Annotated in this window: 16 protein-coding genes, 1 pseudogene and 1 riboswitch; of the genes and pseudogenes, 5 read left to right on the top strand and 12 right to left on the bottom strand. The window is 67.4% G+C overall.

Translation table 11 applies throughout. From position 1 onward, the window contains the following. Positions 1 to 102 precede the first annotated feature (102 nt). Both P0086_RS10305 and P0086_RS10300 read right to left on the bottom strand, forming a co-directional pair. On the bottom strand, positions 103 to 1,272 hold the full coding sequence (locus P0086_RS10305; RefSeq protein WP_275785140.1) for a helix-turn-helix domain-containing protein: 1,170 nt from the start codon (positions 1,270 to 1,272) through the stop codon (positions 103 to 105). 611 nt (positions 1,273 to 1,883) lie between these two features. Then, positions 1,884 to 2,897: a zinc-binding alcohol dehydrogenase family protein gene (locus tag P0086_RS10300; protein ID WP_275785138.1), complete on the bottom strand. Its 1,014-nt coding sequence runs from the start codon at positions 2,895 to 2,897 to the stop codon at positions 1,884 to 1,886. 102 nt (positions 2,898 to 2,999) lie between these two features. Here P0086_RS10300 and P0086_RS10295 point away from each other — a divergent pair, with 102 nt between their 5' ends. Next, the gene (locus P0086_RS10295) at positions 3,000 to 3,380 is read left to right on the top strand and encodes a helix-turn-helix domain-containing protein (RefSeq protein ID WP_112607497.1); all 381 of its coding nucleotides are present in this window, start codon (positions 3,000 to 3,002) and stop codon (positions 3,378 to 3,380) included. A gap of 40 nt (positions 3,381 to 3,420) precedes the next feature. On the opposite strand, the gene P0086_RS10290 is transcribed toward P0086_RS10295, so the two are convergent. Beyond that, a complete protein-coding gene (locus tag P0086_RS10290) occupies positions 3,421 to 4,155 on the bottom strand; it encodes a 4'-phosphopantetheinyl transferase superfamily protein (RefSeq protein ID WP_275785136.1) in 735 nt (244 codons plus the stop codon). Between the two features lie 313 nt (positions 4,156 to 4,468). Between P0086_RS10290 and P0086_RS10285 the strand changes: the two genes are divergently transcribed. After that, positions 4,469 to 5,560, top strand: coding sequence for an AI-2E family transporter (locus P0086_RS10285; protein ID WP_275785133.1), 1,092 nt, complete (start codon positions 4,469 to 4,471; stop codon positions 5,558 to 5,560). A 40-nt stretch (positions 5,561 to 5,600) separates the two neighbouring features. On the opposite strand, the gene P0086_RS10280 is transcribed toward P0086_RS10285, so the two are convergent. From P0086_RS10280 to P0086_RS10240, 9 genes and pseudogenes are all read right to left on the bottom strand, one after another. Further along, entirely contained in the window at positions 5,601 to 7,310 is a 1,710-nt protein-coding gene (locus tag P0086_RS10280; RefSeq protein WP_275785130.1) for a SulP family inorganic anion transporter, read from the bottom strand. A 291-nt stretch (positions 7,311 to 7,601) separates the two neighbouring features. Next, complete coding sequence (locus P0086_RS10275) at positions 7,602 to 8,648, bottom strand: glutathione synthase (protein WP_275785128.1); 1,047 nt, start codon at positions 8,646 to 8,648, stop codon at positions 7,602 to 7,604. Positions 8,649 to 8,658: 10 nt separating this feature from the next. Further along, the gene (locus P0086_RS10270) at positions 8,659 to 10,554 is read right to left on the bottom strand and encodes a flavohemoglobin expression-modulating QEGLA motif protein (RefSeq protein ID WP_275785127.1); all 1,896 of its coding nucleotides are present in this window, start codon (positions 10,552 to 10,554) and stop codon (positions 8,659 to 8,661) included. After that, positions 10,551 to 11,375 carry an N-formylglutamate amidohydrolase gene (locus P0086_RS10265; protein WP_275785124.1) on the bottom strand — a complete coding sequence of 275 codons (825 nt, stop codon included), beginning with the start codon at positions 11,373 to 11,375 and terminating at the stop codon, positions 10,551 to 10,553. Before P0086_RS10265 ends, P0086_RS10270 begins: the two co-directional genes overlap by 4 nt. A gap of 120 nt (positions 11,376 to 11,495) precedes the next feature. Continuing rightward, positions 11,496 to 12,269: pseudogene (locus P0086_RS10260) on the bottom strand (class I SAM-dependent methyltransferase); the annotation flags it as partial. Between the two features lie 5 nt (positions 12,270 to 12,274). After that, complete coding sequence (locus P0086_RS10255) at positions 12,275 to 13,093, bottom strand: ABC transporter ATP-binding protein (RefSeq protein ID WP_275785121.1); 819 nt, start codon at positions 13,091 to 13,093, stop codon at positions 12,275 to 12,277. After that, on the bottom strand, positions 13,090 to 14,088 hold the full coding sequence (locus tag P0086_RS10250) for an iron ABC transporter permease (protein ID WP_275785279.1): 999 nt from the start codon (positions 14,086 to 14,088) through the stop codon (positions 13,090 to 13,092). The genes P0086_RS10255 and P0086_RS10250 overlap by 4 nt, the downstream gene beginning before the upstream one ends. Positions 14,089 to 14,114: 26 nt before the next feature. Beyond that, positions 14,115 to 15,146, bottom strand: a complete 1,032-nt coding sequence (locus P0086_RS10245) for an ABC transporter substrate-binding protein (protein ID WP_275785119.1) — start codon at positions 15,144 to 15,146, stop codon at positions 14,115 to 14,117. A gap of 170 nt (positions 15,147 to 15,316) precedes the next feature. Further along, positions 15,317 to 15,547, bottom strand: a riboswitch (cobalamin riboswitch). A gap of 402 nt (positions 15,548 to 15,949) precedes the next feature. Further along, the gene (locus P0086_RS10240) at positions 15,950 to 16,654 is read right to left on the bottom strand and encodes a transcriptional regulator NanR (RefSeq protein ID WP_275785277.1); all 705 of its coding nucleotides are present in this window, start codon (positions 16,652 to 16,654) and stop codon (positions 15,950 to 15,952) included. A 171-nt stretch (positions 16,655 to 16,825) separates the two neighbouring features. Here P0086_RS10240 and oiaX point away from each other — a divergent pair, with 171 nt between their 5' ends. The 3 genes from oiaX to P0086_RS10225 are packed head-to-tail and all read left to right on the top strand — an operon-like array spanning position 16,826 to position 19,919. After that, positions 16,826 to 18,079 (top strand): 3-oxo-isoapionate-4-phosphate decarboxylase OiaX, encoded by a 1,254-nt coding sequence (gene oiaX / locus P0086_RS10235; protein WP_275785116.1) that lies wholly within the window; start codon positions 16,826 to 16,828, stop codon positions 18,077 to 18,079. Positions 18,080 to 18,085: 6 nt separating this feature from the next. Then, entirely contained in the window at positions 18,086 to 19,420 is a 1,335-nt protein-coding gene (locus tag P0086_RS10230) for a four-carbon acid sugar kinase family protein (RefSeq protein ID WP_275785113.1), read from the top strand. Positions 19,421 to 19,475: 55 nt separating this feature from the next. Then, entirely contained in the window at positions 19,476 to 19,919 is a 444-nt protein-coding gene (locus P0086_RS10225) for an RpiB/LacA/LacB family sugar-phosphate isomerase (protein ID WP_112594101.1), read from the top strand. Positions 19,920 to 19,981 lie beyond the last annotated feature (62 nt).

Below are 19,981 nucleotides of genomic sequence, written 5' to 3'. Positions count from 1 at the left end.
CGCCTCGGCGATCCAGCCGTCTTGGAATGGACCGGCGCCCCTGTCACGCCGGTCGCAGGCGCCATCCGGACCGCGCGCGGAAAGCCGGCGGCGGCCGCCCTCTCAGGTCATGCTGCAGGGGGCAACATCGGGCTTCGCCCCGGTCTGCAGCCTCCACAGGAGCGCGCCGAGCCGGTCTTCCGGCGGCAGGCTGGACAGGTCTGTCTCGGCATAGCGCGGCGAGCCGATCCGCATGCCCTTGCGGACCTCGCTGGGGCTGTAGCCGAATTCGCGCTTGAAGGCCCGGCTGAAATCGGCGCTGTCGAAGCAGCGCTGTTCGGCGATCTCCAGGATGCGGCGCTGCTCGTTCGGGTTCGCCAAGGCGGAATGGGCGTCGAGCAGGCGCCGGTGCTGGATGTAGCGGTTGACGCCGCCCACCGGTTCGAACAGCCGGTAGAGCCGGGTGCGCGAAACGGCCAGCTCGCGCATCAGAAGTTTCGCGCTCAGGCGTGGGTTGAACAGGTTCATCTGGACGAACTGCCGTGCCCGCTCCTGCAGGCCGCCCGAGATCGCATCGCCTCTCTCCTCGGCGCGATCGCGCGGCGGGGGCACGCAGGCCAGGATCATGTCGCGGGTGGCCGACATCAGTCTCGGCAGCTCATCGACCCGCATGCAGGCGAGCTGATGGGCGAGACCGATCATGAAGCTCGTGAACATGCGCCCCATGGCGGTGTCCAGCGTCGTGAACTCCGCGGCATCCAGCGTGCGCGCCAGGTCGCGGCAGAAATCCCGCGGCACCCAGAGCATCAGCATCTCGCTGTCCGAAAGCGTGCCGTGAAACGGCCGGCCCAGCGCATGGATCTGCACGATGCCCGGACGCGCCTGGAACGTGGTGCGCGCCGTCGTCGTGGTGCACTGGCCGCTGAGCAGCAACGTCATCACCCAGTGGTCGAGCGGATGGCACTGGAGATGGGCGGGGCGGCTGGAGAACCGCAGCGCTTGCGTCCTGATGCGGGAAAAGCCGATCCCGCCGAGGTCCCAGAGGACCTGGCTGCCGCGGAAGTCCCCCTTCGCATCCCGCGTCAGGTCGACCATCGGCGCAAAGCTGCGGCGCCAGGCATCGAAGCGGTCGGCGACCGGAACCTCCTCGGTGGAGAAGGTGTAGGCGGAAAGCGCGGGGGACGCCGCTCCGCCGGCGACATGCTCCGGCACCGGCACGGCCCTGGCTTCCGGCCGGCGCGAACGCAGGAGGGCGGGATTGAAGACGGTCTCAGAGGCTGACGATATGCTCACTCGATTGTCTGCACGCATGACAGAACTCCCATTCGCATGACGTCCAACTTCATCCTGGAACGATGGTTCGCGGAGGGCTCGGTGGTGATTTGAGCGGCACCAGCCGCCAGGGTGGAGAGTGTGTTTCCTCCTGAGAACGATTGTTGATGCGGCGCCGTCGGAACGACGGGCCTCCCCGCCTCAGTTAACGCTTGTCCAAACCGCGTTCGAGGGCTGCAAGATCGAAATGGCTGCTGTTCGCTTCTGACAAGATCGACACTCCGCGGCTGAAGAATCACCCATTCGAGTGGACTTTTGCGATGCAATATTGATGCCGATCGTTCTTCTCGTGGAGAGCCGTTCGGCTGGCCTAATACTCTTGCCGCGAAGGTCGCGACAGATCCGGGACGTGCATTTGCTCCGACTATGTACCAAGCCTAGCCGCTAATTCAGCTCGTTTCAACTGTAAGACATACGAAGTTATTCATATATCCCGGACGCTTAGTAGGCGCGATCGTCACTCGCCGAGCGTCAGACGGGGAAACGCCCGACAGATCTGTGCGGCCCATCGGCGCCGGGATAGCCGGAGGGGCGGACGCCGGTGCAACCGGGCCGCCCCTCCTCCTTAAGGGTCAGAACCTTTCCAGGACGATCTTGCCCCGGGCCTTGCCGCTTTCCAGGACGGCATGCGCCTGCCTGAGGTTCGCCGCGTTGATCGGCCTCAGCACCTCGGTCACGGTCGTCCTGATCTGCCCGCCATCGACGAGGCGCGCGACCTCGTTCAAGAGCTTGCCCTGCTCGTCCATGTCGGCGGTCTCGAAGAGCGAGCGGGTGAACATCAGTTCCCAGTGGATGGACACCGCCTTGCGCTTGAAGCCGGTGACGTCGAGGCTCTGCGGATCGTCGATCAGGCCGAAGCGCCCCTGCGGCGCGATCAGCTTGATGATCTCGGCGAGGTGGCGATGCGTCTCGGTCGTGGAGAACACGTAGGACGGCGCGCCGATGCCGAGCGCCTCGACCTGCTCGGCCAGCGGCCTGCCGTGGTCGACCACATGGTGGGCGCCGAGCTCCCGCACCCAGGCCTGCGTCTCCGGCCGGGACGCCGTGGCGATCACGGTCAGGTCCGTCAGGGCACGCACCAGCTGGATCGCGATCGAGCCAACACCGCCGGCGCCGCCGATGATGAGGATCGACCGGGCGCCGCCGGCAACGGGCTTGCGGATGTCGAGACGATCGAACAGCATTTCCCAGGCCGTGATCGCCGTCAGCGGCAGCGCGGCCGCCTCGGCATCGGACAGCGATTTCGGCGCGTGCCCGACGAGCCGCTCGTCGACCAGGTGATACTGGCTGTTGGCGCCCTGGCGGATGAGCGAGCCGGCATAGAAGACGCGATCGCCGGGCTTGAACGAGCGGACGTTCTCGCCGGCCTCGACCACACGGCCGACCGCATCCCAGCCGAGAACCTTCCACTGGCCGGGTTCGGCGGAGACCCCCTTGCGGACCTTGTAGTCGACCGGATTGACGGACACGGCGGAAACCTCCACCAGGATGTCCCGGCCCGTCGCGGCCGGCCTCTCCAGTTCCACATCCACCAGCGCATCCTGCCGATCGAGCTCTCCTGCGACCTTGTAGGCGACGGCTTTCATGACGTTCTCCTTGCATGAGTTGATATGGCATAAGGATGGGTCTATGCTTCTTCAAGCGCAATACGCACAAACAAAGCCTATAGTGCACAAAAGGATACTGTTATGGCCAAGGTCCGTCACACGCGCTTCGATTGCAGTCCCGGCTGTTCCGTCGAGGCGGCGATCGCGCTGATCGACGGCAAGTGGAAGTCGGTGATCCTGTTTCACCTCTTGGGCGGCACGCTCCGCTTCAACGAGATCCGCCGGCAGGTTCCCGGCGTGACCCAGCGCATGCTGACCAATCAACTGCGCGAACTCGAGCAGGACGGGCTGGTCGATCGCAAGGTCTATGCCCAGGTGCCGCCGAAGGTGGAATACAGTCTCTCGGCGCTGGGGCGAAGCATGGAGCCGGTCCTGCTGGCCCTGAAGGCCTGGGGGGACGCGAATATCGGGCTCTACGGCAAGCCGGACGCCCTGCGGCAGCAGGACGTCGAAGCCGCCTGATCACCCCTTCCCGGCGGGCACCCGGCGGGAACATCGGCCGTCAGCCGATGGCGCCATCGGCGATGTCCTGCAGGGCCTGCCGCAACGCCGCCTGATCGCTGCACAGCAGGAGCCGCAAGGGCGCGCCGTCCGTTGCCGCGGCCAGCATGTGGGCGTCGTCGAGGCGCAGCCAGCCGCCGTCATAGGTGCCCGCGGGTAGACAAACGCGGAAGCCGTCCGGCCGGTGGACCACCGTGATCCGGTCGGGCGCGATCGACAGGCCGCTGCCTTCCGCCTTCAAGGCCGCCTCTTTCGCCGTCCACAATTTCAGGAACTGCACGCTGCCGGGCGGCGTCGTGGCGGCAATCTCGCCAGGAGACAGGAAGGACGCGGCCATCTCGCGCCAGAACGCCTCCGGCCTGTCCTCTTCCACATCGACGCCGAGCCGGCCGGACCGGGACAGCCCGACGGCGATCCAGGCGCCGCTGTGGGAGAGATTGACGTCGACGCCCGGCGCATCGACGAGCACCGGCTTGCCGTTCGGCTCCCGCCGGAACGCCAGCCCCGCGGGGTGGCGGCCCATGGATGCGCCGAGCGCCTGGCGCATCACAAGGTGTGCGGCCCTGTAGCGATCCCGGTCCTCCTGCCGGACGAAGGTCGCGGCCTGCCGGCGCTCCGCCCGGTCGAGCAGATCCCGGTCGCCGAGCACGGCAAGGGCGGCTGTGACCGGCACCGCGACGACCCAGTCGCGTGCCCTTTCGTGGTTTTCCGCCGCATCGGCATCCTGTTCCTGCATCCGGCATCGCCCCCATGGCCCGTGCAGGATACGGGCGGTCGGAACCAGGCAGCAAGCCCTTCGTTCAATCCGCTCGCTCCGGACAGGGATAGTTGGTATCATTTTTTTCAGGGTTGGCGGCAGGGCGCACACGCAAGCGGATTTCCCTCGAAGGTCATCACCACCCCCCGACCGACCGGCCGCGGCCCGAAGATCGCCGCTTCTGCGCAAGACACACGGCGAGCACGTTTTTCGACAGCATGCAGAGACCTGGAGGAGGCGCATGGACGAACACGTGTCCCAAGCTCCCGCTGCACGGAAAGACAACGCGGGAATGGAAGCGACGGTCACCAACGTCGTCCGGTTCGGCATCGTCGGCCTCTTCGCCTACTGGTCGCTGAAGCTGGTGGCGCCGTTCCTCGTCATCGTCATCTGGGCGGCGATCCTGGCGGTGGCGCTCTATCCGGCATACCGGGCTCTCACGGTCGCGCTCGGCGGCAGCAAGCGGCTCGCCGCCATCATGCTGACGGCGCTCAACATCGCCATCATCCTGGGACCGCTCGCGGCGCTGAGCCTCGGCTTTCTCGAGGCTTCGGAACGCCTGGCGCGCGACCTCGAGGCGGGCACGCTGCATCTTCCGACCCCGCCCGCCAGCCTCCGCGAATGGCCCGTCTTCGGCGAGGAGCTGCATCGGGCCTGGTCGCTCGCGACCACCAACCTCACGGACACCATCGATCGCTTCCAGCCGACGCTGATCAAGGCCGGCGGCGCGGTGCTCGGCAAGATCGCCAGCATCGGCATGGGTCTCCTGGCCTTCATGGCCTCGGTGATCGTCTCGGGCTTTCTCTTGGTGCCCGGCCCGCGGCTGGCGGAGAACACCGATCGCTTCGCCTACCGGATCGCCGGCGATCGCGGCGTCGGCTTCATCCGGCTTGCCACCTCGACGATCCGCAACGTCGCAAGCGGCGTCATCGGCGTCGCCCTGCTGCAGACACTCCTCGCCGGGATGGTGCTCTATGCCTTTCAGGTGCCCGCCACCGCCATCCTGACCTTCGTCATCCTCATTCTCTGCATCATCCAGCTCGGCCCCGGCCTCGTGCTGCTGCCCGTCGTCATCTGGGGCTGGCTGTCCATGCCGGCCGGGACGGCGCTGGTCCTGACCCTGCTGCTCGTGCCGATCGCGGTGATCGACAACATCCTGAAGCCGATCCTCGTCTCGCGCGGCCTGTCGACACCGATGCTGGTGATCCTCACCGGCGTGATCGGCGGCACGATCGCCTACGGCCTGATCGGCCTGTTCCTCGGGCCGATCGTGCTCAGCGTGTTCTATGACCTGCTGGTCGCCTGGGTCCGACAGGCGGACGGGCCGCAGCCGCCGGTCGAAGATCCCGGGGCGAGCCCCGGCGGACCGCACGCCGCACCCTGACGGACAGCGACCACCCCCACTCCGCTCCGGGCAGGCCCTGTCAGCGTCCGGCGGCGCCGTCCTTGATGTCCTGGTCCCCGAATGCCTGCAGCGCATCATCGAGATCGTCGAACACCCGACCGGCGCCGATCCTGTCGATCACGCCGGCCCGCTCGAGAAGCACCCGCGCCTCCGCGTGAACCTCCACGAGGCCGAGCTCGATGCCGCAGGCCGCCATCTCCTCCCGGATTTCGTCCATCATCGCAGTCGCGGTGCTGTCCATCTGGGTGATGGCGCTTGCGTCCAGGATGAACCAGCGCGTGTCCTTGGGAAGTTCCGCGATGATGGCGCGCAGGCGATCGTGCACGTAATCCGTGTTGAAGAACAGCAGGCTGCCCTCCAGCATCCAGAGGACGAGGCCCGGCACCGGCTGCGCGTCGGCGCGGCGATGCAACTTGTAGAAACCGTCCCGGCCGGGAATGCGCCCGAGGAAGGCATCGCGCGGGTACATCATGTTTCTGAGCAGGTAGACGAGGGTCGCGGCAATCGCGATGACGACGCCGTTGAGGACGCCGAGGCTGATGGCCCCCCACATGGTGATCAGCGCGAAGACGAATTCCATGCGGCTGATCCGCCAGACCTGCTTCAGTTCGGCGATGTCGATGAGGCCGATCGCGGCCGCGGCCAGGATCGCCGCGAGCGCTGCCACCGGCAGGATGCGCAGGGCATCGTTGAGAAACAGCAGCGTCGCGATCAGCGCCAGCGCCGACACCACGCCGGCGAGTTGCGACCGGCCGCCGACGGAGAGATTGATCGCCGTCCTGGAATCCGAAAAGCTGACGGGAAAGGCCCCGAAGAGCCCGCTCGCGATATTGGCGCTGCCGAGGCCGGACAGCTCCCCATTGGCATCCACGTCCTCGCCGATCCGGGCGCCGAAGCTGCGCGCTGCGACGATGCCCGATCCGAAGCTGACGAGGAACACCGAGGCGGCCCCGAGAAGGAAGCCGTCGATCGGCAGGCTGGCGAGCGGCGGCAGGGCGAGGGTGGGAAAGCCGGTGGGAATGTCGCCGACGACGGCAATGCCCATTCCCTTGAAATCGAACAGGGCCGACAGCGCCACGGCGGCCGCGACGACGACGACCGGGCCGGGCACCGGGAAGCGCAGGGCCTTGACCACCTGCAGGAGCGCGAACATGGCAAGCGCCAGCGCCACCGTCGGCCAATGGATCAGGTCCCGCTTCTGCAGGAGTTCGACCAGCGGCGCGAGCAACCCGTCTGCCTCGATCCTGACGCCGGTAAAGCGGCCGATCTGGCCGATCAGGATCGACACCGAGATGCCGGCGAAGAAGCCGGCGAGAATCGGGCGGGAGAGAAAGGTCGCAAGCACGCCGAGCCGCATCACCCTGGCGATGAGGCAGAGGACGCCGACGCCGATGGAAAGGGCAGCCGCGATCCCCGCCGGGTCGATCCCCGCGGAGGCGGGCACGCCTGCGGCAATCGCCACGATTGCTGCCGCAAGGACCGTCATCGTGGCTGCATCGGGGCCGACGATCAGGCGCCTGGAATCACCGAAGACGGCATAGGCCAAAGGTGCGGCGATGCTCGCATAGATGCCCGTCTCCGGCGGCAGCCCGGCGATGGCGGGATAGGCGATGGCGCTCGGCAGGCCGACGGCCGCAATCGAGAGCCCCGCCGAGATGTCGCCACGCACCCAGGCCGCCCTGTATCCCGACAGTCCCCTGAAGATGGGCAGGCCAAAGCTGTTGCTCATCCATGCTCCCTGTGGTCGCGGCATAGGTCCGCTCGCCTGCCTCCGCCCCAACCGGGCGGCCGCCGCCGGCCGGCTGCGCCATGCGACGTCCATGCCTGGCCCCCTGCCCCCGTGCAGGCACTTCGTCCCGTGCCGCGAGGCGCGCAAGCCCGCTCCGCCGAATCTTACGTCAACGGCGCGTGGTGATCCATGGGTATCGCATCGGGTGGATGGCCGCGGCGGTCAGGCTATGCCGCGACAAGGCGCGCCCCCTCGCCTGCTCCGAAGGGTTCGGGTCGCAACGGCCCGTCCCTAGAGCGTGGCGAGCGTCCGGTTGGCGATCGCGCCGGCATAGGCGTCGCGCTGGGCGACCTTTCCTTCCAGCGCCTGGATGACCGTTTCGGCGAAGTCGACCTCGTAGAGATCATGCATGATGTTCAGCCCGCCCGGCGTGAACACGTTGATCTCGAGGATCTTGTCGCCGACGATGTCGAGGCCCACCAGGAACATGCCGTCCTCGACGAGCTTGGGCCGCACCATCTCCGCGATGGCGAGGATCTCCGGCGTGATCTCGACGGCCACGGCCTTGCCGCTCGCATGGATGTTGGAGCGCACCTCGCCCTTCGCCGGCACCCTGCGGATCGCCGCATACTTGCCGTCCCGTTCCAGCGGCCGGCCGTTCATCAGGAACAGGCGGATATCGCCCTCCGTGGCCGCGGGCAGATAGTTCTGCGCGATCAGGTATCCTTCGCCGCTCACCGCCTCGAAGATCTGGTTGAGGTTGGTCTCGTCGGGCGAACCGATCTTGAACACGTTCTTGCCGCCGGAGCCCTGCAGCGGCTTCATGATCGCGCCTTTGGGATGGGCGTCGAGGAAGCCCCGGATCTCGTCGATGCTCTTCGATATCAGCGTCTCCGGCCGGACGGCCTGCGGAAAGCCCTGGAAATAGAGCTTGTTCTGCGCGAGCGACAGACCGTCGGGGTCGTTGACGACGACGACGCCGCGCGCTGCCGCGAGCCGGCCGAACATGGCCCCCACATGCGCCGCCCAGGGCCGGGCGTCCGCATCGAGCGAGGGATCGTTGCGCAGGAACAGCACGTCGATGTCGCGGATGTCCAACGTCTCGACGGTCGCCTCGTCCCCCTGCAGCGCCGCATGGAGGCTTTCGACCTTCTTGTAGCGGCGGGACGGCAGGGTGCGACCGCGCACGCAGAGGCTGTCATCGGCGCGCAGCACGAAGTCGTCGGGCGTCAGGTAGCAGATGTCGTGGCCGCGGCCGAGGGCGGCGAGCGCGAGCCCCGTCGTGGTGTAGTTCGGGGACTCGCCCTCGATGGAATTGACGAAAAAGGCAATCCGCATGGTGCTCTCCTCAAGGTTCGAGCATGGCAAGGGGGGAAAGGCCGGCGCGCGCCCTGGCCAGGCGCTCGCGACCGCGGTCGGTGTCGAGGCAGAGCGGCCGCAGGATCGGCGGCTTCAGAAGCCCGCGCGCGCCCAGTTCCTCCATGACGCCGAAGTGGGCCGCCGAGATCTTGCCCATCCAGAACGGATCGAGCGCCGCCCCGGCCTTCAGGTGGCTCAGAAGCGTCAGCAGCCCGCGAAGATAGATCGCATCCTTCGCAAGCCCGCCGCCGCGGTAGACGCGCAGCAAGAGCCCGAAGGCCGTTTCGGCGTCGAGCCCGTGCTCGTCCGTCATCGCCCGGAACGCCTCGACGAAGGAGGCGCCCGAAAGCATCAGCTCGCAGCCGATCACCCGGGCGGCGAGCAGGCGCAGCCGCTCCGAGGTGAAGCCTCCGGCCAGGAACTCGGCAAAGACGGCAAGCCCCTCCTGCATGCCCTCATATCCGGCAAGTCCGGTGCGGAAGACGCGCAGGCCCTGCGCGGAGCCGTTGAAATAGGTGAGCAGATGGACGCCCACCTCATGGCTGAGAAGCGCATCGACCCGGTGGCGCATCATGCGCGTGCGGCGCGAGATGAGAAGCCGCCTGCCCGACACCATCAGGCCGGCCGGCACGTCGTCGCGCAGCTCGATCTTCGCGTCGAACCCGTCATAGCGCCGGTGATAGGCCGACATCATCGCGCGGGCGCGATCCTCGACGAAGGCGCAGTCCACCGTTTCCCGGTCGTCCTGCGCCAGCGAGGGCATGCGCCGTGCGCCGCGGGTGCGATCGAGCACGTCGAGCGCGACGGCACGCAGCGACGGCTCAACCGGACCATAGAGGGCGCGGCCGAACTCGACGAACCGGGTCTTCTCGCGGTGCCCGATCAGGGTCAGTTGCAGGTCGAGTTCCTGCTGCTTCTCGCGGTACAGCTGGTGCAGGACGGGATCCTCCAGCCGGTCGAGCGCGATCGAATAGAGCCGCCGCTTCTCGCGCTCCACCAGGAGCGCCAGCGGCCGGTAGAGAAACCGCGGCGGGCGGTCGTAGCGGTCGGCCTTGAACTCCTGCCACGCCGCACTCGCATTGATGGGGGTGACGGCGAGCAGGAAGTCGAAGCTGGAGGCGACCTCGTCCATGCCGCGGTCGGCGCGTTCCACGGCATCGATGAAGGCCTTGCGCCCCAGGGCCCGATGGGTGGCGGGCTTCGGCAAGCCCTCTTCTGCGAGGAACGTCGTGAAGGCCTGCAGGCCGGCATCGAGGAAGTTGTCGACGATGCGGTCGCGCAATTCCGGATAGATCGCGTCCGACCCCGGAGAGCGATGGATGGGGGCGAAGCGCAGGGTGAGGAGCGGCAGCTGCAGCGCCAGCAACGGCGCGCGGACGCAAGGATCGTCCGCCGCCTTGCGGCATTCGACCCGCGGCGTGCGAAACCGCGCCTTGAAGGCCTCTACGGCGCCGGCAAAGGCCATCATCGCGGCGGTGGCAGATGTGCCGTCCGTCGCTGACAGCTTGACCTCGAAGGGTTGCAGGAACGGGGCATCCTCCGACAGCAGCCGATCCCGCTGCAGCTCGTCGACATCGAGCAGGACGAAGGTACCGAAGCGCTCCCGCAACGCATCGGCAAGTGGCGGAATGATCGCCACGGCATCCTCGACCTTGGCGACAAGCAGATAGGATGCGTGCGCCGCCGCAATCTCGCGGGCCACCGCATGATGGTCGGGATCGCCCACATGGACGCACAGGAACGGCAGGGGCCGGTCGATGTGCAGTCGCCCGCCCGGAAACTCCTGGCGCACGGACCTGCCCGCCGCAAGCGCAGCCAGCGCGTCCTCGACCGCAGGGGCCTGCTTTGGCGGCCGTTTCCCGGTGTCCGTCCTCGCTGCGTTCATGAGACCTCCCGAAGCGCCCTTTCCAGCGCCGGCACCGACGCCTTGACCAGCGCCCGCAGGGCTGCGATCGCGCGCGGGTCGGGCATTCCGGTCCACTCGTCCATGAAGACCTTCTTGAACTCCACCGCCAGCGCGCAGCCGTTCTCGGCGAACCGTTCATGGATGAAGCGCGTCTGCTCGCCGCGCCCCTCGAACGCCACGTTCTCGCGCACGTCCAGCCGCCTGCCCGGAAAATCGAAATTGCGGGCGACGTCGAGGAAGGCGTCGACGACGGGCGCCCAGCGCTCCCGATCCATCGAATGGGTGCCGATATTGATGTCGGGGGCCGCCTCGGGATCCGTCGGATCCTTGTCGGGACCGGCGCGGCGGTGGTTGTAGCTGTGGATGTCGAGCACGACGAAACGCCCGTGCCGCTCCTCGATCTCGCGCAGGTAGGTCTCGAGCATCGCATAGTAGGCATCGTGGATCGCAAGGCTTTCGGCCACCATCGCCGGTGACGGCTGCTCGCGCCAGACCTCGATCCCCCAGGCCTGCTCCGGCCTGAGGTAGACGGCGCCGTCGCGCGCCCTGTTCAGGTCGATCTCGAAGCGGGAGCGGTGAAAGACGATGCGGTTCTGCAGGTCGCGGATCATCGTGCCCGTGAAGGGATCCTCCTCGCGCAGCCGGCCGTCCTCGGAAATCCGCATCCGGTGAAGGAGGTCCGGGCGCACCGCATGGCCGTCATGAATGGCCGTGCCGACGACCGGCGATGCGCCGCCGCCCTGCGTCGTCCACAGAGAATCCGCGCTCAGTTCGTCGGCACGCGTGGCATCGTCTTGCATCTGGATTGTCATTCCCTCCCGAAGCTGGGAAGGAAATGCTCAAGGTCGTCTTTCGTTCCCTGTGTCGGAAACGGGATCCGCGCCTGCGCCGCCCACTCTCTGCTTCCTCGCGTCCGGTACGGTCGGCCGCGCGGCGGTCAGGACGAAGCGGCGGTAGAACAGCGTCCGCAGCCTGTTGCGGAGATCGGCCGTCCGGCGCTGGGCGGACGCGATCGGCCGATGCGACAGCACGCGGATATCGCCGAAGCCCGCGGCCGCCACCAGCGGCACGAGCCGTTCGGCCGTCAGCCCGTCGCCGAACGGCAGGCGCCTCATGATGGCCTGGTGGCGCTCGCTCATCGCCCCGTCGTAGTGGGGATCGTGGCCGATGATGCGCTCGAGGGCTCCGACCGCGCGCTGCGCCAGCCGCCCGATCGCCGTCGGTCGCGCCCAGTTGCCGTCGAAGGCGAGCAGCCTGCCGCCCGGCTTCAACAGCCGGAACCAGTCGGCGAGCGCCTGCTCCGGCGCGGTCAGGGTCCAGACGAGATGCCGGCAGACGACGGCATCGTAGCCCGCATCCGGCTCCATCGTGTTTTCGGCGTCGGCCAGGATGAAGCGCACCCTGTCGTTTCCCGCGTGCTTGCGCTGCGCGACCTGCAGCATCGCCTCGGAGAAATCGAGGGCCACCACCTGATGACCGAGCGAGAGCAGGACATTGGTGACCTCGCCGGTGCCGCAGGCCAGTTCCAGGACCCTGCGCGGCGCCGCCCCCAACGCGTCGCGGATCGCGGCCGCCCAGGCCTCGAACTCCGCTCCCGGCGGAATGCGATGGCCGAAGGCCAGGTCGAACGTCTCCGACCGCTTCGACCAGTATTCGCGGATGTCTTCCTTCAGGTGGTGGTTTCGAACATCCATCGGCGTCAGGCCCCCAGGACCGAGAGGCTTGCTGTGGGAGCGGGGCGCGGCCGCGCCGGCGTCCCTTTCGCGCGGAAGCGAATGTGGCAGCTCCCGTCGGGATCGTGCCCGATCTCGACCTCGACGCCGAAGACCTCGCGGATGCGCCCGACCGTCAGCACCTCCCGCGGCCGTCCCAGGGCGATAAGCCTTCCGCCCTGCATCACCGCGATCCGGTCGCAGAACATGGCGGCATGGTTGAGGTCGTGCAGGGCCGCCACCACCGTCAGCCCCTGGCGCCGGACCAGGTCGAGAAGGCCGATCTGGTGACCGATATCGAGGTGGTTGGTCGGCTCGTCCAGGAGCAGGATCCGCGGCTGCTGGGCGAGTGCGCGGGCAATGTGCAGCCGCTGCCGCTCGCCGCCCGACAGCGTATGCCAGAGCCTGCCCGCAAGATGGCCCATGTCGACGCTCGCCAGCGCCGCGTCGACGATGCGGTCATCTTCGGCCGACCACGGCGACAACGGGCCGAGATAGGGAGTGCGGCCGAGCTCGACCGCCTGGCGCGCGGTGATGCGCTCGCCGGTCTCGGCCTGCTGTTCGACCAGCGCCAGCCGCTGCGCCAGCTTGCGCCGCCCCAGCGCGCCGATCGGAACGTCGTCCAGCAGCACGTCGCCCGATTTCGGCTTCCGGATGCCGGACAGCACCGACATCAGGCTCGTCTTGCCCGAGCCGTTCGGCCCGATGATGCCGAGGAACTCGCCCGTCTCGACCGCCAGCGAGACATCCTTCAAAATATCGGCGCTGCCGGCCGACCACGAAACGCACCTGGCGGAAAGCCTCATGCCCTGCCCCTCCCTCTTGCAAGGATCACCGCGAAGGCCGGCGCCCCGATCAGCGCCGTGATCACGCCGATCGGCAGCACCTGGCCGGCAATGATGGTGCGCGACAGGATGTCGGCGACGATCATGAAGACGGCACCGGCGAGCGCCGCCGCCGGCAGCAGCACGCCGTGCCGGACGCCGACCAGCAGTCGCGCCGCATGCGGGATGACGAGGCCGACGAAGCCGATCGAACCGACGATCGAGACCATCACCGCGGTCATCATCGCCGAGACTCCGACGAGCGCGAGATAGGTGCGCCGCACGGAAATGCCGAGCGAGGCGGCCGATTCCGAGCCGAAGGTGAAGGCGTCCAGCGCGCGCGCATGCCAGAGGCACACGACGAGGCCGGCGAGCGCGGCCGGCACGGCCAGCCAGGCATCCGGCCAGCGCACGCCCGACAGGTTTCCGAGCAGCCAGAACATGATGCCGCGCGCCTGCTCCGCCGTCGCCGCCTTGGTGACGATGAAGGAGGTGAGCGCGTTGAAGAGCTGCGAGCCCGCGACGCCGGCAAGGATGATCGCCGCCGTGCCGCGTCCCGCCTTGACCGCCAGTACGCTGACGAGCGCAAAGGCGATGATCGCGCCGAGGAAGGCGCCGAGCGACAGGGTCAGCATGCCCGCGCCGACGCCCAGGATCGCCACGCCGACCGCGCCCGTCGAGGCACCGGCGGAAATGCCGAGGATGTAGGGATCGGCGAGCGGATTGCGCAGCAGCGACTGCAGCACCGCGCCGGAGAGCGCCAGTGCTGCCCCGCAGGACGCCGCCACGACCGCCCGGCTCAGCCGGTAGCTCCAGATGATGCCCTCGTCGATCGGCGCCAGCGGATAGCCGGCACTCCACAGCCGGTTCGCCACCGTATGGGCGACCGTCCGAAACGGGATCGCCGTCTCGCCGATCGCCGCCCCCATCCAGAGCGCCAGCAGCAGGACGGCGAGCGCGGCAAACGCCGCGCCCATCCGCGTGCCCGATGTCAGCGCCCGGCTCACTGGGCGAGGCCGGCAGCGGCGATGGCGTCCGCCAGGGCCTCGATGCCCTCGATCGTCCGGATCGTCGGGTTCATCGCCTGCGCGTCCATGGCGAAGACGTGGCCGCTCTTGACCGCCGGCATCAGGCTCGCGACCGGATCAGTCTTCAGGAAGTCGAGCTTGGCCTCGAGACTGTCGAGCGGATAGCGGCGGCGCTCCATCGAACCGGCGACGACGATCGTGGGATCGGCCTTGGCAATCGTCTCCCAACCGACGGTCGGCCATTCGTCGTCGGTCTTGATGATGTTCTCGATGCCGAGCGCCGACATGATGTAGCCGGGCGCGCCGTTCTTTCCGGCAACATAGGGATCGGCATCGGCCGCGCTGGAAAACCAGAAGACGGCCTTGAGCTTGCCTTCGGCCGGCTTCACCTTGGCGCGCGCGGCTGCTTCGCGCCGCTTCAGATCGGCGACGACGGCCTCGCCCCTGTCCTGGACATTGTAGATCTGCGCGAGCTCGCGGATCTCCTGGTAGACCAGGTCCATGGTGAAGACCTGGTGGCGGACGCCGTCGCTGGCGGCGGAGTTTTCCTTGCCGACGCAATCGGACGGCGAGGTGTAGACGGCAATGCCGAGCTCTTCGAACTGCTCCGGCCGGGCGACCACGCCCTCGGGGCCGATCTGCCACTGGAACTGCACGGTGACGATGTCCGGTTTCCTGGCCAGCACGCTCTCGAAACTCGGATCATTGTCTGCCAGCCTGTCGATCCGGGCGTTGACGTCCTCGTAGCCCTTCAGCACCGGGCCGACCCAGAGCGCGGTGCCCGCCACCTTGTCGGCAAGGCCCAGCAGGTAGAGGATCTCGGTGCTGCTCTGGCCGATCGAGACGGTACGCGACGGTGCTCTTTCGAAGGTGACGGGACGTCCGCAGTTCTGCAGCGTCAACGGATATGTCGTCTCCGCCGCGCGGGCCTCGCCATGGAAGAACGATGCGGCCAGCCACAAAGCGACAATGCCCGCGTAAAGCGGTTGCTTGAATGAAATCGTCATGGATTTTTCCCGAAAAGGTTAGAAATGACGGCGGTGAAGAACCGAAAGGTCTTCAATTCGTCCGGTTGCTCGAAGATCGGCAGGTCTCGGGAAAGGCAGCGTGAAGACGCTCAGCAGGGCGCCAATGGTCGTCATGAAATGCTCCTGTTCCGGGCTTCCCCGCCCGTGACGTTGGATCGATGCTTGACGGCAGGTCTCCTGGCTCGCGGATCTGTGACGTTCATCTGCCTTCCCGCGCCGCGCGCAGTGGCATGGCGCCGTGGCGCCACGAGGATGAACGGCAATCCGCTTACAGTTGCGGGGGCAGCCACGGTTTTGGTCCCGACTTGGGTCGTCCGCACCGTGTTCCCTATTAATCCCCTCCGCTTCGTGGGCGGGGAACCGTCGTCCTCCAGATAGACGCTTGCCGGCCCTATCGTCAAGCGCGAGAGATCGGCGCCTGCACGTTCTGCACGCGATCGATATCGTGCTCTCGCCGCTGCGGTTGCGACCGCCAGCGGCGGCAGAGGACCGGTACGCACGGCCGGTGTCCGGGCTGGCCCGGAATGGGGGGAGCAGGTCATCGATCTTCCTTCCGAAGGCTGACCCGACCTGCTTAGTGTAATAGTATTACATCCGTCAACCGGAAAGTTATTTTATAACATGACATATCCAGGCAGTGATCGGCGTCGACCCGGGACGACCGCAGGATCGCCCTCGCGGAAACGCGGTTCACCGCGCGACCGTCGCATTCGCAACTGTCGAAGATCCGATTGGAAGAGAGGCCCCGCGCCGGTCGAGTGCACGAGGCGGACGTGGTGGGGTCACCTGTTGTAGAGCGATCGCGACCGTTCGAGATGCTTCAGCATCGCCGCTTCCGCGCCCTCGGCATCCTGGTTCCTCAGCCGGTCGAGGATTTCCTCGTGCTCCACCAGCGTGAACTTCTCCTTGCCGGTCCAGATCAGCATTTCCGTATGGTACTCCTTCAGCCAGGCCAGCATGGCCTCGCTGACGGCGACGTAGATCGGATTGCCGGAAACCTGGGCGATGCGGGTATGGAACTGCATGTCGGCGGCGATGAAGGCCTCCGCATCGCCGAGCGAGCGACGCTGGCGCTCGATGATGGCGCCGAGGTCGTCGATGTCGCCGGCGCGGGCGCGTTGCGCCGCCTCGCGCGCCATACCGCGCTCGAAGAATATGCGCGCGCTCTTCAGATGCTCGAGGGAATCCTCCGACTGCGACAGCATGATCTTCGCGGTCAGGTCGACCTGGCGGAAGATCGACTGCGCGGTGAGCTGGAGGACCTTCGCCCGCTCGCCGTGGGAAATGCTGAGCAATCCCTTGTTGGCGAGCGACTGCATCGCCTCGCGGATGGCGGGGCGGCCGACGCCGAAGCGCTCCATCAGCACGCGTTCCGACGGCATCTCGTCGCCCGGCTTCAGTTCCCCCGACGTGATCATCCGCTCCAGCCGGTCGAAGACTTCGTCGGACAGCTTGCGCCTGACGATCGGCTCGATGGTTTGGGTCATGGCGTCTCTCTGGCTCATTCTCCCTCCCTTAACATTTCTGCATTTTGCGACAAGGCGGGACGCTGGGAATCCCTTTGCTGAAATTTTTCCGTTGCACAAATTGGAATACTTATTATACCAGATCACGAGTTGACGCCACGACAAACTGAAGTGGCGAGGAGGAGCAACGGCTTGCTGATTACCCTGACCTACCGCATCGAGACGCCCGGCAGCGTCGAAGCGATGGCGAACAAGATCGCCAGCGACCAGTCCACCGGCACCTTCGTCGCGGTCCCCGGCGAAACCGAAGAGCTGAAGGCCCGGGTCGCAGCGCGCGTGCTCGCCATCCGTCCGCTCGAAGCCTCCTTCTCCCCGACCTGGCCGGAAGCCGAACCCGGCAAGCGGCTGAACCGGGCCGACGTCGACATCGCCTTTCCGCTCGACGCCATCGGCACCGACCTTGCCGCCCTGATGACGATCGCGATCGGCGGCGTCTTTTCCATCAAGGGCATGACCGGCATCCGCATCGTCGACATGAAGCTGCCGGAGGCCTTCAGGGCCGCTCACCCCGGCCCGCAGTTCGGCATCGACGGCAGCCGCCGCCTGACCGGCGTCGAGGGCCGGCCGATCATCGGCACGATCGTCAAGCCGGCGCTCGGCCTGCGTCCGCACGAGACGGCGGAACTCGTGGGCGAACTGATCGAATCCGGCGTCGACTTCATCAAGGACGACGAGAAGCTGATGAGCCCGGCCTACTCGCCGCTGAAGGACCGCGTCGCGGCGATCATGCCGCGCATCCTCGATCACGAGCAGAAGACCGGCAAGAAGGTGATGTACGCCTTCGGCATCTCGCATGCCGACCCGGACGAGATGATGCGCAACCACGACCTCGTGCTCGAGGCCGGCGGCAACTGCGCCGTCGTCAACATCAATTCCATCGGCTTCGGCGGCATGAGCTTCCTGCGCAAGCGCTCCGGCCTCGTCCTGCATGCCCATCGCAACGGCTGGGACGTCCTGACCCGCGATCCCGGCGCCGGCATGGACTTCAAGGTCTACCAGCAGTTCTGGCGGCTGCTCGGCGTCGACCAGTTCCAGATCAACGGCATCCGGATCAAGTACTGGGAGCCGGACGACAGCTTCGTCGAATCCTTCAAGGCCGTCAGCACGCCTATGTTCGACCCTTCCGACCGGCCGCTGCCGGTGGCCGGGTCCGGCCAGTGGGGCGGGCAGGCGCCGGAGACCTACCAGCGCACGGGCCGCACCACCGACCTCCTCTATCTCTGTGGCGGCGGCATCGTCAGCCATCCGGGCGGCCCGGCCGCCGGCGTCCGCGCCGTCCAGCAGGCCTGGCAGGCGGCGGTCGCCGACATCCCGCTTGGCGACTACGCCAAGGACCATCCCGAACTCGCGGCCTCGCTCGCGAAATTCGGTGACGGCAAGGAGTAAGCCTTCATGTCCGATCTTCTCGTCAGCTACTACGGCGACGATTTCACCGGCTCGACCGACGTCATGGAATCGCTCACCTCCAGCGGCATCCCGACCGTGCTGTTTCTCGGCGTGCCGCAACCGGACATGCTGCAACGCTTTGCCGATTGCCGCGCCGTCGGCATCGCCGGCACCAGCCGCAGCGAGACGCCCGAATGGATGCAGCAGAACCTCGCCCCGGCCCTCCGCTGGCTGCAGGATCTGGGCGCCGCGATCTGCCACTACAAGGTCTGCTCAACCTTCGATTCCGCGCCCGGGGTCGGCAGCATCGGCAAGGCGATCGAGATCGGCAGGGACCTGTTCGGCCAGCGCCAGGTGCCGGTGATCGTCGGCGCGCCGCAGCTGAAGCGCTATACCGCCTTCGGCCACCTCTTCGCCGCCTATCAGGGGCAGGTCTACCGCATCGACCGCCACCCGGTGATGAGCCGCCACCCGGTGACCCCGATGGCCGAGGCGGACCTCGCCGTCCATCTCGGCCGGCAGACCGATCTTCCCGTCGCGCTGGCGGATATCGTCACGCTTGCCGCAGCGGATGCGGATGCGCGTCTCGATGCGATCGCAGGCGGCGAGGCCGGCATCCTGCTTCTGGACGTCGATTCGCCCGAGAGCCAGGCTGCGGCCGGACGCCAGCTTTGGCGCCTCAGGCGGGACGGCGGCCTCTTCGTCGCCGGCTCCTCGGGCGTGGAATACGCGCTGCTGGCGGCATGGCGCGCCGAGGGCCTGGTCGGCGGCACCGTCGACTTCGCCGAGCCCGGCAAGGTCGACCGCCTCGCGGTCGTCTCCGGCAGCGTCTCGCCCACCACCGAGCGGCAGATCCGCACGGCCCTCGCAGACGGTTTCAAGGGCATCGACCTCGACCCGCTGTCGCTCATAGGCGAAAGCGGCGACCGGGCGATCGAGGCCGCCGTCGCCTCCGGGATCGCCGCGCTGAAGGAAGGCAGCAGCGTGCTCCTGCACACCGCCCTCGGCCCCTCCGCCGACCGCGGCTCGGAGATCGACCGTGTCCCCGGCGCCCGCCACCGGCTCGGCCGGGCGCTCGGAACGATCCTGCGCCGCCTCGTCGAGAGCGAGGGGTTGGGCCGCGCCGTCATCGCCGGCGGCGACACCTCCAGCCACGCCCTGAAGGAGCTGCGCGTCGACGCATTGACCACGCTTCTGCCGCTGCCGCAGACGCCCGGTTCCCCGCTTTGCACCGCCCACGGCAACTACGCCCCGACCGACGGCCTGCAGATCGCGCTGAAGGGTGGCCAGATCGGTACCGACGGCTATTTCGCGCAGATCCGCGACGGCAGGCGAGCCTGACGGGCTGCTGACCGGACCACAGTTCACGCCATCAGAGCGATCGAAAGGAAGCATCATGAAGATTGCCATCGGAGCAGACAGCGCCGGCAAGCCGCTGCTCGACGTCATTGCCGCCCACCTTGCCGGAAACGCCGGTCTCGAGGTTGTCGACCTCAGCCAGTCCGGCTTCTACGCCGACCTGTCGCAGAAGCTCGGCCAGGCGATCGTCGACGGCGAATACGAGCGCGGCATCCTGTTCTGCGGCACCGGCATCGGCGTCTGCATCTCGGCCAACAAGGTGCCCGGCATCCGCGCCGCGCTGACGCACGACACCTATTCGGCCGAGCGCGCCGCCAAGTCGAACAACGCACAGATCATCACCATGGGCGCCCGGGTCATCGGCCCGGAGCTCGCCAAGGCCGTCGTCGACAAGTGGCTGGCCTCCAGCTTCGATCCCGACGGTCCGTCGGCTGGAAACGTCCAGGCGATCGACCGGCTGGACGCCGGCAAGAAAGCCTGAACGCCGACACAATAATGATGGGATTGTGATTGACTCATCATACCAGTTATTATACCAATCCA

Source organism: Mycoplana sp. MJR14, from assembly GCF_029210525.1.
In the GTDB taxonomy this organism is placed as follows: Bacteria; Pseudomonadota; Alphaproteobacteria; order Rhizobiales; family Rhizobiaceae; genus Mycoplana.
The sequence above is the reverse complement of the archived record's forward strand: the minus strand, read 5'-3'. Positions and strand labels throughout refer to the sequence as shown.

Coding starts and splice junctions, on each gene's coding strand:
- P0086_RS10300 (WP_275785138.1), bottom strand. CDS start 2,897: ATGAAAGCCGTCGCCTACAAGGTCGCAGGAGAGCTCGATCGGCAGGAT.
- P0086_RS10295 (WP_112607497.1), top strand. CDS start 3,000: ATGGCCAAGGTCCGTCACACGCGCTTCGATTGCAGTCCCGGCTGTTCC.
- P0086_RS10290 (WP_275785136.1), bottom strand. CDS start 4,155: ATGCAGGAACAGGATGCCGATGCGGCGGAAAACCACGAAAGGGCACGC.
- P0086_RS10285 (WP_275785133.1), top strand. CDS start 4,469: ATGGAAGCGACGGTCACCAACGTCGTCCGGTTCGGCATCGTCGGCCTC.
- P0086_RS10280 (WP_275785130.1), bottom strand. CDS start 7,310: ATGAGCAACAGCTTTGGCCTGCCCATCTTCAGGGGACTGTCGGGATAC.
- P0086_RS10275 (WP_275785128.1), bottom strand. CDS start 8,648: ATGCGGATTGCCTTTTTCGTCAATTCCATCGAGGGCGAGTCCCCGAAC.
- P0086_RS10270 (WP_275785127.1), bottom strand. CDS start 10,554: ATGAACGCAGCGAGGACGGACACCGGGAAACGGCCGCCAAAGCAGGCC.
- P0086_RS10265 (WP_275785124.1), bottom strand. CDS start 11,375: ATGCAAGACGATGCCACGCGTGCCGACGAACTGAGCGCGGATTCTCTG.
- P0086_RS10255 (WP_275785121.1), bottom strand. CDS start 13,093: ATGAGGCTTTCCGCCAGGTGCGTTTCGTGGTCGGCCGGCAGCGCCGAT.
- P0086_RS10250 (WP_275785279.1), bottom strand. CDS start 14,088: ATGGGCGCGGCGTTTGCCGCGCTCGCCGTCCTGCTGCTGGCGCTCTGG.
- P0086_RS10245 (WP_275785119.1), bottom strand. CDS start 15,146: ATGACGATTTCATTCAAGCAACCGCTTTACGCGGGCATTGTCGCTTTG.
- P0086_RS10240 (WP_275785277.1), bottom strand. CDS start 16,654: ATGACCCAAACCATCGAGCCGATCGTCAGGCGCAAGCTGTCCGACGAA.
- P0086_RS10230 (WP_275785113.1), top strand. CDS start 18,086: ATGTCCGATCTTCTCGTCAGCTACTACGGCGACGATTTCACCGGCTCG.
- P0086_RS10225 (WP_112594101.1), top strand. CDS start 19,476: ATGAAGATTGCCATCGGAGCAGACAGCGCCGGCAAGCCGCTGCTCGAC.